The sequence below is a fragment of the Bacilli bacterium genome, assembly GCA_035326105.1.
Lineage (GTDB): Bacteria > Bacillota_I > Bacilli_A > RFN20 > CAG-826 > UBA7706.
In genome coordinates, this window is the sequence record DAOKYO010000001.1 from 811826 (window position 1) to 827177 (window position 15352).

General features: G+C 40.4%; 11 protein-coding genes and 1 tRNA gene. 7 read left to right on the forward strand and 5 right to left on the reverse strand.

The features are described 5' to 3' along the window. Positions 1 to 62 precede the first annotated feature (62 nt). Positions 63 to 1667, forward strand: coding sequence for a 2,3-bisphosphoglycerate-independent phosphoglycerate mutase (gpmI, locus tag PKC96_03700; GenBank protein HMM00427.1), 1605 nt, complete (start codon positions 63 to 65; stop codon positions 1665 to 1667). Between the two features lie 24 nt (positions 1668 to 1691). Continuing rightward, positions 1692 to 3386, forward strand: a complete 1695-nt coding sequence (locus PKC96_03705) for a M3 family oligoendopeptidase (protein HMM00428.1) — start codon at positions 1692 to 1694, stop codon at positions 3384 to 3386. 33 nt (positions 3387 to 3419) lie between these two features. On the opposite strand, the gene PKC96_03710 is transcribed toward PKC96_03705, so the two are convergent. Continuing rightward, positions 3420 to 4079 (reverse strand): redox-sensing transcriptional repressor Rex, encoded by a 660-nt coding sequence (locus PKC96_03710; GenBank protein HMM00429.1) that lies wholly within the window; start codon positions 4077 to 4079, stop codon positions 3420 to 3422. Between the two features lie 652 nt (positions 4080 to 4731). Here PKC96_03710 and PKC96_03715 point away from each other — a divergent pair. Then, on the forward strand, positions 4732 to 5262 hold the full coding sequence (locus PKC96_03715; GenBank protein HMM00430.1) for an NgoFVII family restriction endonuclease: 531 nt from the start codon (positions 4732 to 4734) through the stop codon (positions 5260 to 5262). 204 nt (positions 5263 to 5466) lie between these two features. Here the strand turns inward: PKC96_03715 and PKC96_03720 are convergent. The 4 genes from PKC96_03720 to PKC96_03735 form a co-directional block, all read right to left on the reverse strand. Next, positions 5467 to 5551: transfer RNA gene (locus PKC96_03720), tRNA-Leu, on the reverse strand. 47 nt (positions 5552 to 5598) lie between these two features. After that, complete coding sequence (locus tag PKC96_03725) at positions 5599 to 7413, reverse strand: glycosyltransferase family 39 protein (protein HMM00431.1); 1815 nt, start codon at positions 7411 to 7413, stop codon at positions 5599 to 5601. Next, entirely contained in the window at positions 7397 to 8962 is a 1566-nt protein-coding gene (locus tag PKC96_03730) for an NAD(P)/FAD-dependent oxidoreductase (protein HMM00432.1), read from the reverse strand. Before PKC96_03730 ends, PKC96_03725 begins: the two co-directional genes overlap by 17 nt. Continuing rightward, a complete protein-coding gene (locus PKC96_03735) occupies positions 8952 to 9470 on the reverse strand; it encodes a GtrA family protein (GenBank protein ID HMM00433.1) in 519 nt (172 codons plus the stop codon). Before PKC96_03735 ends, PKC96_03730 begins: the two co-directional genes overlap by 11 nt. A 143-nt stretch (positions 9471 to 9613) precedes the next feature. Between PKC96_03735 and PKC96_03740 the strand changes: the two genes are divergently transcribed. The 4 genes from PKC96_03740 (at position 9614) to metK (ending at position 15226) form a co-directional block, all read left to right on the forward strand. After that, positions 9614 to 11911 carry a flippase-like domain-containing protein gene (locus PKC96_03740; protein ID HMM00434.1) on the forward strand — a complete coding sequence of 766 codons (2298 nt, stop codon included), beginning with the start codon at positions 9614 to 9616 and terminating at the stop codon, positions 11909 to 11911. Then, the gene (locus PKC96_03745; GenBank protein HMM00435.1) at positions 11889 to 13151 is read left to right on the forward strand and encodes a lysophospholipid acyltransferase family protein; all 1263 of its coding nucleotides are present in this window, start codon (positions 11889 to 11891) and stop codon (positions 13149 to 13151) included. The genes PKC96_03740 and PKC96_03745 overlap by 23 nt, the downstream gene beginning before the upstream one ends. Before the next feature lie 30 nt (positions 13152 to 13181). Further along, on the forward strand, positions 13182 to 13757 hold the full coding sequence (gene pduL / locus PKC96_03750) for a phosphate propanoyltransferase (protein HMM00436.1): 576 nt from the start codon (positions 13182 to 13184) through the stop codon (positions 13755 to 13757). Between the two features lie 287 nt (positions 13758 to 14044). Next, entirely contained in the window at positions 14045 to 15226 is a 1182-nt protein-coding gene (gene metK, locus PKC96_03755; protein HMM00437.1) for a methionine adenosyltransferase, read from the forward strand. Positions 15227 to 15352 lie beyond the last annotated feature (126 nt).

Below are 15352 nucleotides of genomic sequence, written 5' to 3' on the forward strand. Positions count from 1 at the left end.
TAATCTTTTATTTTTCACGCTTACACCTTATAATTACTTCGGAAAGAAGGAAGAAATTTAACATGGCGAATAAACCAATTATTCTCTGCATCCTCGATGGATTTGGCTATCGTGAAGATCCATACGGGAATGCGGTTATAGCTGCAAAGAAACCAAATCTAGACCGCTTCTTTAGCGAGTATCCTCATACCTTGATCGAAGCCAGTGGCGAGGCGGTTGGCCTTCCCGAAGGACAGATGGGAAACTCAGAAGTTGGGCATATGAATATCGGTGCGGGCCGCGTGGTCTACCAGTCACTGACTTTCTTAAATAAGGCGATTAAGGAAGGAACTTTCTTTAAGAATCCTTCCTACTTAAGAGCGATAGAGCATGCGAAAAAACATCATAGCAAGCTCCATATCTTCGGACTTACAAGTGATGGCGGCGTGCATTCTCACATCGACCACATTATTGCCTTGATAAGGTTGGCAAAAAACGAGGGCGTCGATGATGTCTTTGTTCATTGCTTTATGGATGGTCGCGATGTTGATCCCCAATTGGGTGCGACCTACATTGCGAAACTTGTAAAAGTAATGGATGAGATTCATTTTGGACATATCGCGGATATCAGCGGCCGTTACTGGGCAATGGACCGCGATAAAAATATGGATAGGGTTGATCGGGCCTACCGGGTTATGGTTGACCACGATGGACCATCGTTTATCGACTATAAGGACTACTTTGCTGATCAATATACGAAAGTTCTACCGGAACTCGGGCGGGATCCTTCGGATGAATTTGTAATTCCCGCATTCAATGCTAATGTCGATGGTCGAATTGGTGATGATGATGCGATTATCTTTGCCAATTTTCGTCCGGATCGGGCAATTCAGATTGCAACTTTATTTACCAATCCCACTTTTTACACGCACCCGGCTCAAAAGGCGGATGGGACTTTGGCTTTTAAGCCCTATACCCCGCTTCATCCGCTTAAAAATATTTTTCTTGTTTGCACGATGAAGTATGCTGATTCCGTAAAAGGAGAAATTGCTTTTGCGCTTCCTAAGCTCACCAATACTTTGGGACCATGGTTAGCTGATCATGGCTACCGTCAACTACGGATAGCGGAGACGGAAAAATATGCGCATGTGACTTTCTTCTTTGATGGTACGGTTAATTTTGACGGGGTAGAACAGCCCGAGTTAAAAAACAGCCGCCGAGTGCTTATAAACTCGCCGAAAGTTGCCACTTATGATTTGAAGCCAGAGATGAGTGCCATTGAAGTATGCGATGCACTGCTGGTTGAACTGGATAAAAAGGATCTTGACGTAGTTATATTGAATTTTGCCAACACCGATATGGTTGGACATACAGCGGTTATGCCCGCGGTAATCAAAGCGGTCGAGACGGTTGATGCTCAAGTTGGTCGTATTTTGGAATGGATTGATAGAAATGGCGGTACGATTATGATTACCGCCGATCACGGCAATTCGGAGCAACTACTTGATGAAAAAGGTCATCCGTTTACGGCCCATACGACGAACCCGGTTCTTTTTGGAATAAATCTAAAAGGAGCCAAACTATTGGAAAAAGGTGGAAAGTTAAGCAACATTGCTCCGACCATCATCGAACTTCTCGGAGACAAAGCTCCAGAAGAGATGGATGAGCCAAGTATGCTTGTCCACTGAAATATAAGAAAGAGGAATATATATATGACATTTGAAGAATACCCTTTGCGTGTTCCTTCGCTCGCCAAAGTTGAAAAGAAACTTGGCGGTTTGATTGAAGAGTTTAAAAACGCCAAAGATGCTGCCGAAGCGATTAAAGTTGTGAAGAAGGTCAACAAGTTTAACGGCGATTTAATGACTGATATGACAATCATTTCGATTAGATTTTCGATTGATACCCGAAATGAAATCTATCAAAAAGCGCACGATACGATGGATGAGATTTCCCCCCAAATTTCCGCCATTTTTAACCAGTACAACATCCTTCTGGTGAATTCTCCTTTCCGTAAGGAACTAGAAAAAGCCTTTGGCAGTTATTTGTTTACGATGATTGATAACTCCATCAAGTGCTTTTCACCGGAGATTGTACCCCATCTTCAAACAGAAAACCGGCTTACGAGTCAATATGCTAAATTATTAGCAGGCGCCCAAATTAAATTTCGGGGCGAGGTTTATAACCTTAGTCAACTTGGAAAGTTTATGCAGGATAAAGACCGGGAAACTCGTAAGGAGAGCAATCGGCTTTATTGGGAATGGTTTGAGCAGAATGAGGAAGCCATCGAAAAAGTTTATGATGAACTCGTTCATATTCGGGACCAGATGGCAAAGAAGTTGGGTTTCAAAAATTACCTTGAATTAGGCTACCGGCGTTTAGGCCGCGTGGATTATACTCCAGAAATGGTTGCGGTATATCGTGACCAAATTCTTAGAGAAGTCACTCCCGTTTGGAAAAAATTAGTAAAACGTCAAGCGAAGAGAATTAAAATTTCTACGATGAAATATTACGATATGAGTTTAGCCTTTCTTTCGGGGAATCCGGCTCCGATTGGCGACCGGGCTTTCTTAGTTGAGCAAGCCAAAGAGATGTACGATGCCATCAGCCCTGATACTAGTGTGTTCTTCCAGTTTATGCTTGAGAATCATTTACTTGATCTCGATGCGAAGACGGGAAAACAAGGCGGGGGCTATATGACTTATATGCCCCGTTATAAGGCGCCGTTTATCTTTGCCAATTTTAATGGTACCAGCGGCGATGTTGATGTCCTGACTCACGAGGTAGGACATGCCTTTCAAGGCTATGAATCCCGCAATATCAAAGTTCCGGAATATCAGTCTCCAACTTTAGAGGCCTGCGAAATTCACTCGATGAGTATGGAATTCTTCGCCGAGCCATACATGGAAAAATTCTTTGGCAGCGATGCGAACAAGTACCGCTTTGATCATCTCGCCGGAGCGATTAATTTTCTTCCTTACGGCGTGACCGTCGATGAGTTTCAGGCATTTGTTTATGAACATCCAGAAGCCACACCGGAAGAACGCAATGCCAAGTGGCGGGAAATCGAAAAGAAGTATATGCCTCTTTTGAATTATTCAGGAAATTCATTCTTGGAAAAAGGTGGCCGGTGGATGAGACAACATCACATTGTTGAGTCACCGCTATATTATATCGATTATACTTTAGCTCAGGTTGTGGCTTTCCAATTTGCCGTTGAGATGCGCAAAAATTATGACAAGGCCTGGAAGAAATACGTGCGTCTATGTAAATTAGGCGGCCGTTACCCATTTGTCACCTTGCTAGAGCATGCCAAACTTCGCAATCCATTTATCGAAGGAAACGTAAAAAAAGTCATTCGACCACTAGCTAAAGAATTAGCCGGCTACGACGACTTGAATATGTAAAAAAAACTACCGACCATTCAAGGCCGGTAGTTTTTATTTCAATTTTCTTTTTGAACTGCGCTCTTTCATCTTTAAACGATGTGATAAAACCGCAAGCGAAGAAGCCATTGATTCATCCTGGACAATAATATCGGAAGGTAACATTAAATTGGCGGGAGCAAAATTCCAGATAGCGCCAATTCCCGCTTTTACCAATTGATCCGCTACTAATTGGGCGGCTTTGGCGGTCACGGTAATAATGCCAATTTTAGCTTTTTTGATGGATTGAATTTCGTTTAAGCGCTCAAGCGGGTAAATAGTTAGCTCGCCAATTTTTGTGCCGATCAAATCGGGATTATTATCGAATGCGGCAACTATATTAAAGCCAAAATCATCGAATCCACGATAACCGATTAAGGCGCGTCCTAATGAGCCACATCCGACAAGAATCGCCGTGCTTTCCTTGTCATACTCTAGAAATTTTATTAAATCATGAATGAGATCATCGATATCTCGACCAGCACGAGGAGTTCCTTGTGTGCTGGAAACCAAAGCAAAATCTTTCTTCACTAATTCGACATTTAAATCAAGATCTTTGGCTATTTGGGGACTTGTAACCCGGTTAACACCGCTGGCTCTTAGCATTTGGAGATGATAAAGATAGGCAGGAAGTCGCTGAAGTTGATTTTTGGAAATTTTATTAACACGTTTCATCGTATAATCTCCCAAGAAAATAAATTTTAAATATTTCTTTCAGTAGAACAATTATATACGAAAAATAAATGCATGCAATTAATTTATGTTTTTTTTACCGATTTAATGCAATTAAAAGGGTGTTTGATATGGTTGTACATAGCGATAATAATTAGCGATGATAGTAAAAGAATCACATAGATTTGCTATAAGTGTCACTGGTAAAGATTGTGTCTTAAATTTATATTGCATGTTAGGCGGTTCTATATTGGATTATGACAGTAACAATATCTATTTTTTTTGCAGATGGCTATTATTTATACAATTCCAAATAGGAAATGTTTTTCGCCGTTCTTCTATTCGCTGCTTTTTTGTTAGTTGATATTGGTATTGGACTTAGATTCCCTTAAGTTTACAAACTGTTTAGGTAATCTGAAAATGTGCTAAAGGGCAATTTTCTTTTCTTCGCAATCATTTGAATCCAAATTTCATCGGCTTCTGCGATTGACAGCACGCCATCAAGGACTGATTTACACATAATATCCGAAGTAGCAATGTGATTTAATTTATATCTTTTGAAGATAATTTTTGCCAGTATAAGTTTGATGTATCTAAAAGCACGCTATACAAGAAGTTTAAAACAGATGAATCGTTTGCTTCTATTAATGTAAAAATACTTGAAAATCCTTTAGAAGAGCTGGAAAAACTAAATCTAGCAGGCGAGAAAGCAAAAATTTTGGAACGAATTGTTGTTCCTCTTTACTCTTTTAAAAAAGGTGAAAAAACAGTTTTCCCAAAAAGTGGTTTAAATATATGGAATGCGGCTGGAAGAAAGAGAAATACTGACGAGGTTTACATTCCGTTTCCCGCAGAAATTCGAACAACTTTTGAAAATTTCTTTCCAAATCGAAAAACTCCATTCAATGTTCAACTGCCTGATGGAAAAATAATATCAATGAAAGTAAGCCAAGATAATGGAAAAGCTTTAACTTCAAATCCAAACAGAGTGCTTGGAAAATGGATACTTAGAGACATTCTTAACATTCCATATAATAAATTACTTACTTATGATATGTTATTAGCAATCGGAATTGATGCGGTTGTTTTTGAAAAAATCGATGGAACATATAGGCTTGATTTTGTGGAAGTTGGTGGCTATGAAGATTTTCTTTATAATTATGTTCTTTCTGATGTTGATGTTTAATATACCGAAAACGTAATTAGAAGAGTATAAAAATAGATGCAAGTATTGCAATTTATTAACTTAGAAAATCTTTGGTTACAATAATTGCCCCAAGATCATACAAGTAAAGTCATAAAAAATCATTACCATACAATAAAATTTGGAAAAGATACCTAATTGATACCATAAAAAAAAAGCCGCATTAAATGCGACTTATTTTCCTATTGGTGCAGCCAATGAGAATCGAACTCACACAGGTTACCCTATACGCCCCTCAAACGTACGCGTCTACCAGTTCCGCCATGGCTGCAGCGAAGATAATTATAGCAAAATTAAACTAAAAGACAACCGCTAAAATTAAATTGTTGGTAAAAAAGTATAGTAGAGAAGCGAAGAGAAACCGTAGAAGGATAAAACAGCAATTATAATTAGATAAGAAACATCAATTCTATTGTTTGAATGAGGTTTTTGGGCATTTACGAATCCACCTATGTAGATTCCTAAGCCCAATATTAATGGAACCAAATAACGGAAGTCCATCGTGCAGGTGGCCGGGAATTGGTAGTTAAAATAGGCGTAGCTCAAGAAGAAAACTAGCATGATGATCAATCCGCTGGCGATGGAAGTTAAAGAATAAAAGTGGCGATGGCGAATCGACTGAAAAATGTAGTAAATAATAGATATGATAAAACCAATAAAAACTAGCAGAGTAGATACGTAAAGCAAAATTGCCCCAATAAAGAAGTTTGATGAAAACTCGCCAAAAGCAGAACTTTTCAATAGGGTTGAATAAATATTATAATCTTGCCCGACAGCACTGCTTTTCCAAAGCATTACGAAGGGCGATTTTATAAACTCGTATATCGGTAAAGAAAGAAAACGATCGATAAGTCCCATATGTGCTTCGTCTACAAAAAGATTGGTGTTTGTGACTTCAAAAACATAGTTAAGCGGTTGATTGTAGTTTCGAAGATTATATATCGGCCAGTAAAGTCCGACCGGAAAAACGATAATTGCAAATATTAATATGTACATTGCAAAATAAAAAAGCGAGCGATAGTTGTTTTTTTCATTACTTTCTTCTATGACAAAGAGAAATTTAAGAAGTAAAATCATTCCAATAGGAATGGCGACCAGAGCTCCCGAAAGTTTTGAGCCCATGGATAAGCCGATAGATAAGGCCAAGCCGATACTTGTGAACACGTTCGGTTTCTTAAAGAATTTAACCGCTAACATAAGCGCTAAGAACATAAAGAAAATCATCATATTGTCGTTATTTGTCATGGCCGACAATCTAAAGAAAATCGGACTAAAACTCACAATCATTAATGCAGGAAGGCGAGCTTTGTCACTAAGCTTCAAATCTTTAAAAATCTCGTTGGCAAAAAGTAGACTCATTACCATCGTCCAGATAAGAAGGATCCGATTAGCCTGATACAATGTCCAAATGTTTCCCCCCATAAATAGCGAGTTAAATTTCATAAAATAGGCGAGAATGTAATGCGAAAACTTAGGATGGTACATCTGATATGCCATTTCGATGTTTGGCACTAGACTGCCGTCAACTAGTTTTAAGGGAATACTGGGAATGGCGTTGTTTTCATATATAGAAACAATGATTCCATAATGTCCATAGCCCAATGAATGCCAGACATCATGCTGACGAGTGACAATTGCGTCCGTGTAAAAACCATACCCCATTCTAATAACTATGCCTAAAATCAAGACGATGCCGATGTATAGTGGCCAGGATTGGTCGCGCTTTAGGACTCGGCTGACGGTGTAAGCCAACAAGAGCAAGACGATGATTGCAATAGTGGATACAAGACCGATGGTATTTCCACTTCCGCTCATCGTGCGATAGGCCGACTCTAAAGCCCCATAGTAGTTACGTAATTGACTAAAATAAATATTTTGGGCGTTAATAAAACTTGAAGGTAAAACAAAATCAGTTGGGTTAGGAGCAGTAGGATAGGCGGGTACCAGTGATAAGTCAGGGACATTTCGCGTATAGGCAAAAAGAAAATAAAAAAGATAAATTAGAATTAAAAGGGCGAAGCTGGTAATCCAAAGGTAATACCACTTTTTGGTAAATGACTTGAATATTTGTGATAGTTTTTCACCATCAAAGGTGGCTAAAAACTCGCTTATAGATCTACTTTTTTTCCTCATGATACTCTTTTTCCGTATTCACTTTCCAAATGTTTTCTTTAGGGAAAGATTTGGGATTCTGAATTGATTTCACCGTTTCAATTGCGGTTAGCATTGAGTGATCCATGTTGTTATATCGATGTTGACCATTACGGCCGATACAGAAAAGATTGGTAAAAGTATTAAGATAGTCAATAACGAGGTCTATATCCTTATAAGTATCGAAATATGCCGGATAGGCCTTCTTGATTTTTATGCGCACGGCATCTACAACATCTTCGGGATCAATGACTTTAATCCGCGTTAATTCGTCGATAGCCATAGCGATGAAGTCTTCATCATTCATCTCCCACATTTCATCGCCCTCATTAACGAAGTACTCCATACCGAGCCAAACGTGTTTTTGGAAATCGTCCACCATGTAGGGTGACCAGTTATTAAATATTTGTAAGCGTCCGACACCGACATCTTCCTCCTGAACATAAATCCAAGTATCCGGTATCAAACCGTTGACAGTTTTGATGTTGGTTTCATTCTTCAATAGTATTTTATTGAGTAAAAGACCGACGGTGATAAAGTCACGATAAACAAGGTGAGTAGCAACTTCATAAGGAATATGATTATCTTCATTTTCACCCAAAGCCAAGAACAAATCCTTTAAAGGCATGCTCGATATATAATAATCGCCGTTTATTTGAATTTCTTCGCCCTCGTGCTCATATACTAAACCGGTAATCTCGTTTTTGTTTGCATTAATCTTTGTAACTTCGGCCTGCATAATTATTTCACCGCCAAGAGCGATTATTTTTTGAGCCATGACTTCGTAAAGTTGGCCAGGGCCCTTTTTTGGATAAAAGAATTCCTCAATTAAAGAGGTTTCAACATGTTTACTGCTCTTGCGGAAAGGTTTGGCTAAAGCGTGAGTTAGCGTCTTCCAAAGAGAAAGGCCTTTTACCCGTTGAGCCCCCCAGGAAGCATCGATTTCCGACGGATGACGGCCCCAGACTTTCTCGGTATATTTTTCAAAAAACATACCATAAAGAGGTTTGCCGAAACGATTAATATAAAAGTTTTCTAAAGAGTCTTCCTTCCGCTTATGAACCATAGATCCAAGATAGCCAAATCCGGCCCGCATCGTGCGAGAAAAGCCCATATTTTTAAGGGTTCTGGCACTCAAAGAAATTGGATAATCAAAAAACTTATGAAGGTAAAGGATGCGTGAAACGCGATGGCGAATTAGCATCACAACATCGTCATTTTCGGGGTTTGGCCCGTCTTTAGCATAGTGCTCGTTAATCCTATTTAGAAGTAAATCATCGGCGGCAGGAGCCCCTTGCAAAGGCATAACCTCGGACCAAATTTTATTCACTTCCTCGCTTTTCGAAAAAAAGCGATGTCCACCGATATCAATGTGATTGCCCTTATAGGCAATGGTTTGTGAAATTCCTCCTATGGTAGATGAACCCTCAAGTATAATTGGATGAATGTCGGTCTTCTTTAATAACTCATAGGCGGCGGTAAGTCCGGCCGGACCGGCGCCGATAATGATAGCCGTTTTTTTATTTTCCATCTTTTGATTCCCCGTTTTCTTGATTATGCTGCTGTTTGTTTGGTCGGAAAAGAATTAATTTCCGGGTAATATAATTATAGATGAGAACTATGAGAGTGGCGACGGCAAAAACAAATGAAAACCACCAGAAGTTTTCTGTCGTGTAGATGTTATCGCCAATTTGTTTGATGCCAACATTTATCAGTAAACCAATAAAGCCAAGAACAACAAAGGCGACAAAGCCACCGACGGAGCGAGAGATTTTTTTATTGGCAACATTTCTAAAGACAAAAAATATCGACATAACGTAGTTGACGATAACGCCAACCACAAAACCGGCTAAAGTAGCAACCGTTAAATTCCTTGTAAAAGCAATGCCCAAAATCACCCATTGGCCGGGGTCTTTATAAATTAGATACTTAAATATAAGTGAAGTTCCATAATCGGCAATCGTAGCGATAACCCCAACGATTATGAAACGAACAACCTCATCAAATTGTTCGCGGTGCGAGTCGATAAATTTTTTCATAATAACTCCATAAAACGTGCTTTTATTATACCACCTATAAGCAATAAAACACCTATCATTTATCAAATAAAAAAAACCGAACTATTCTTTAGTAAAAACAACCTCTATGATATAATAAGTCGAATTATTTAAATGGAGTTTTTATGACGGAAAAAAGTGGGATTCCCGCAGGGAATGAAAATAAAGAAAAAATGCAAAGCAAGCGGAAAACATTAATAAGTGTTGCCATGCTTTTGTTGTCGCTTTTTCTAATTGCATTTGTTATATATCGCACGCTAAAAAAAGATATGCCGGAGAGTTTTGCCGACTTTTTTTCGGCGCTTCCAAGTTTCTTTCCTCAATGGCCATGGCTGGTGGGAGCATTCTTATGTTTGGTTATTTATGTCATCGCCAACGCTGTTAAATTTTCGGTACTGACGCATAGTAAAAATGGCCGTTGGTATTTCAAGGCCTCGCTTAATGCCCATATTGTCGGGCGCTACTATGATCTAATATCCCCATATTCAACGGCGGGCGAACCATATCAAGTGTATCGACTTCAAAAGTGTCATTTAAGTGTCGGGCAGGCCACTTCGGTGGCGGTGGTTAATTTTTTCACGTCACGGGTAGCTTTTTTTATTCTCGCTATTTGGGCTTTTTTAATGGTGCCACAGTTAGAAATAAATCTTTTTCTACGGATAGTGGCTTATTTAGGGGTTTTCAGTTCAACTATTTTTCCCTGTACGGTGATGACGTTATCATTTTTTCCGCGAGTTACAAATGTGATTATGCGACTTGTTTTTCGCATAATTGATTGGCTTCATCTAAAGAAAGCGACCGAAATTAAAAGCAAATTGATTCAAACGATTCGTAATTACCAAATGGCAATCGCAGAATTTAAGGACAATAAGCTTTTGCTCTTGTTGATGCTTCTTATCTCCTTGGTGGGTCAATTTGCATATAATATTATTCCGTTTTTTGTTATCAAAGCGGTGCCGAGTTCAATTTTAGACACCGCGAATCTAAATATCATAACGGTGTTTGCGATGTGCATGTATGCGGTCAACTTCGCTAATGTAATGCCAACGCCAGGCGGTAGTGGGGGAGCGGAGTACTCCTTTGCCAGCATCTTTGCCACGTTTATTTCGGGGACCTATCTTACTTGGGCAATGTTTATATGGAGATTCTTGGTTTTCTACATCTATATATTTGCCGGTTTCCTAATAACGGTGGTTACCAGCCGAATCTTTCACCGCCGCCGTCCCTACCGACCGGAACCGAATCTTCCTATCCGCACCTATCAATTTATCGACAACTATTATCCGATAGTCGATGGCGTCATTAAAGTGGTGGACAATTACGCGCTTACCTTGAATAGACAGGGTCATCCTACTTCGGTTGTTGCCCCCTTTTATCAAGCGGCGAATGATAGTATTTTTTCCTATCCGATTATTCGTCTTCCCTCTTATAAGCTTTCATTTTCGGAATATGAGGTTGCCAAAAGAATTCCTGATCGGCAGCTTTTAAAACTTGTTAAGTGTCAGCGTCCGGCGGTCATTCATGCCCATTCACCCTTTATCGTCGGTCATTTGGGCTTGAGAATTGCCATTAAAAAACAAATTCCGATCATCGCCACTTTTCATAGCAAGTTTTACGACGATTTTTATGAGGCCACTCATTCAAAGGCAATGAGTAAAATCGGAATTCGTTATGTGGTCAATTTTTTTAATGCGGTTGATGAAGTTTGGACAGTTAGTTTCTATGCGGCGGGAGTATTGAGAGGATATGGGTATCATGGGCCGATTCGCGTTATTCCCAACGGGACCGATTTCTTTAAAAGGGAGATTACTTTAGAGGAAAAGGAATCAATTCGTCAAAAATATCATATTGAAAAGAAAAATAAAAATCTTCTTTTCGTTGGTCATCTGATTTGGCAGAAGAATTTAAAACTGGTGCTTGATACTTTCGCTCGCTTAAGGAGAGCAGACATTGCATATGCTTTAACGATAGTGGGCGAAGGGGGAAATGAAAAGGAAGTTAAGGACTACGCTCGGCGAATTGGAATTTATGATGACGTAAATTGGTTAGGAGCAATCAAAGAGCGCGAGGAACTGCAAGGGATATATTCGGTTACTGATCTGTTCTTTTTCCCCAGTATGTATGAAACTTTTTCGATTGTTTTACGGGAAGCGTCAGTGATGGGCATTCCTTCTCTTGTAAGTTTTGGCGGTGGCTGTGCCGAGCCGATAACCGACGGAGTAAATGGCTACTTGGCAGTTCCGACCGTCAGCGATATGTTCAACCGTATTCAAGGCATCTTTACTAATCCGCAGGATATGGTTGGAGTCGGAAAGAAAGCCCAGAATACGATTCCCCTTGGATGGGATAATATCGTTCAAGAAGTCAAAGTGAACTATGAAAGAATAATAGAGGACTACTATGAAAAACTCGCCAAAAAATAGAAAAAAACACCACTGGGACTGGTTACATGCGATCGTCAGCGGTTTTTTCTATTACACGCTAAAACCATTTTTCAATCTCGGTTTTAAACTTTTTCATAACCTTCACTACAATTATAATGGTTATAAACTACCTAAAGGTCCGCTTCTTTTTGTCTCTAATCACCATAGCAACTATGATGGGATGTATATGGACACGATGTTTTATTCCCGCATCATCCATTTCGTGGTCAATGAGGAGATGTTTTATAATCGCCTGACGAGTTTTTTTAGCGGATGGATTTTGGGCGAGATAAAAAGAGGAATGAGCCCGACGGATGTGAGTTACATCCGCGAATTGAAACGTCTTGTGAAAAAAGGCCGCTCCATCGGCTTATACGCGGAGGGAGACATTTCGATGTTTGGCGATACCTTGCCGGTTGATAAGTCATTGGCCAAATTAGCTAAAATGTTGGATATACCGGTGGTTGTGATGCGAATAACGGGAGCGCATCTACGGGCCCCGCGCGTAGCTAATAAAGCCCGTAGATCTAAAATTACTTACACAATAACAGATATTATTCCGCAAAACGAAGTTCGAAATATGCAATTAAATACACTGTACAGCCGTATTGTTGCGGGCTATTCTCATCATGAAAATGCCTGGCAACATGAAAATATGGTGAAGCTCGGTCACGCTCGTCATCGGCGAGCCGAGTGGCTAGAATTGGGACTATTCCGTTGTCCCAATTGCGGTCAATACCAATCGCTTCATTGCGATGATAATGATCTTTATTGTGATAGTTGCACCTTTCACACCCATGTTAATCAGTATTCGTTTTTTGACTATGACGATACTCAAATGGGCATGCCCTATCCAAAATTTTCCGATACCAGCGCCTGGAATGATTGGCAACTAGAAGAGTTATATAGGGACTTAAGTGTAATTAGCGACCCTGATCAATTGATTTTCTCGCATGATAAAATTCGTTTTCATACGACCAAAGTCGGAACTTTTTTCCGCCATAAATATACGCTCGGAACTATTAATTTATTTTGCAACCGAGTTGAACTGCTTAATTCCAAGGGCAGATTGATTCACACGATACCATTTGATGAGGAAATCATTCGTTGCCTTGTCCAATACAAGGATGTTTATGAGATCGATCGCGGCGATATCCGCTATCGAGTCTGGGCGCACAAGCGAGTTTTTTCCGGACACCTGTTTGTTTCAGCAACAAATTATTTACGAAGTAAAAAATAGAGTATAATAACTACGATAGGAGTTAAAATTATGGGAAAAGTTTTAGTAGAAACGTCAGCTCGGCATATCCACGTTACTCAAGCTGATTTAGAAACCTTATGTGGAAAAGGATATCAATTAGAAGTCAGGGCCCCCTTAAGTCAACCGGGACAATATGTTTCGACTACGCGTCTAGATATCGTCGGTCCGAAGAATACCCTGGCTCGCGTATCCATTTTGGGACCAGTGCGGAAAGCAACCCAAGTTGAAGTTAGCGCTACTGATGCCCGGACATTAGGCATCAGTGCTCCGATTAGAGAATCAGGCGATGTCGCCGGTTCGTCTCCTGTTCGGCTTGTTGGCCCAGCTGGAAGTATTGACTTAAGCGAAGGGGCAATCGTGGCAAAACGCCATATTCATATGACTCCCGCCGATGCGGAAGCGTTTGCGGTTAAGAATGGCGATATTGTTGGCGTGCGTGTTAAAACTGCCGAACGCTCATTAATTTTTGAGGATGTCGTTATTCGCGTTCGCTCGGATTTTTCGCTGGCGATGCATATTGATACCGATGAAAGCAATGCTGCTGGTATCAGCGGCGAGACCTTTGGCGAAGTTATCAAACTTTAACTTTTATAGTGATGTTTAGTAGATGAGAACCGCCTTCTTGACGGTTCTTTTTCTTTGTAATTGACTAAAAATATCAAATGGTAGATAATAACAACCGGCAAGTAAAATACTCGCTTATCAAGAACCGCGTCATAGAGGACGAACTAACGCGGTAGCAACTATTATCGGTTTGAATGCGGATAATTAAGTGCTCTTCCTCAGCAGGGCCCACCCTGAGCGATAAGTGACGGTTAGTTTATTATTAACTTTCCGCTGTGGGAAAGTTTTTTCTTTATTTGGAGGTAAATATGCGCGAAGAAAAAATACTGTTTACATCAGAGTCAGTCAGTGAAGGGCATCCCGACAAATTATGCGATCAGATAAGCGATGCCATCCTTGATGCCTGTTTAAAGCAAGATGCCAATTCGCGGGTGGCATGCGAAACCTTTGCCACGCGCGAGTATATTTTGATTTCGGGAGAAATAACTACCTTGGCTAAGGTGGATTACGAAGCTATCGCTCGTAAAGTGTTAAAAAGAATCGGCTACAATAACCCAGAAGATGGAATCGGCGCTGATAGTTGCCGCATTGATATCCGCATCGATAACCAATCACCGGACATTTCTGTCGGCATTGATCACGGAAATGAGCTTAATCAGGGCGCAGGCGATCAAGGCATTATGTTTGGTTATGCGACGGATGAAAGCGAAGGGTACATGCCTTTGGCTATTTCCATATCCCACAAATTGGTGCGAATTGCTTCCACTCTGCGCAAAAGTGGCGAATTTATCGGAGCCCGACCGGACATGAAAAGTCAGGTGACTATCGATTATTCGGGCAGTCAACCGCGAATCGATACCTGTTTAATGTCAGTTCAACATGCTCCCGGTATTGATGAAGAAAAGTTTCGGCGCTTTATTCATGAAAAAATTATGATACCGGTCGCGGAAAGCTTCCACTTGAATACCGATTTTCGCTTTTTAATTAATCCGACCGGACGCTTTGTCATCGGCGGTCCTCGGGGCGATACGGGATTAACCGGTCGAAAAATAATTGTCGATACTTATGGTGGAACGGCTCGTCATGGCGGCGGGGCATTTTCCGGTAAAGACCCATCAAAAGTTGATCGCAGCGGTGCTTATATGGCTCGCTACATCGCCAAAAATCTCGTGGCGGCAGGAATTGCCAAACGGATGGAAGTTCAATTAAGCTATGCGATCGGCGTTGCTGAACCGGTCAGTATCGGCATTGCCACCTATGGAACATCAAAATATGATGATCGCGTAATTCTTTCCATTATCGACAAGTTTTTTGATTGCCGACCGGGTGCTATTACTAAAATGTTTGATTTAAAACATCCCCGAGGCTTTGCCTATGAGTCCTTGGCGGCCTACGGTCATTTCGGTCGCCCCGATCTTGAACTGCCATGGGAAAAACTCGATAAAGTCGAACTTATCGAGGCGGAAATAGCCGCGTATTCGCAAAAATAAAAAAAAGCGTTTAGGCGCTCATATTTTCATTCTAGCATAATCAAAAAAAAGTTAAATACTATCAATTAAATAAAAAAAATGCAACAATATAAATGTAGTTTTGCTCAATATTTTGGAAAGGAGTGT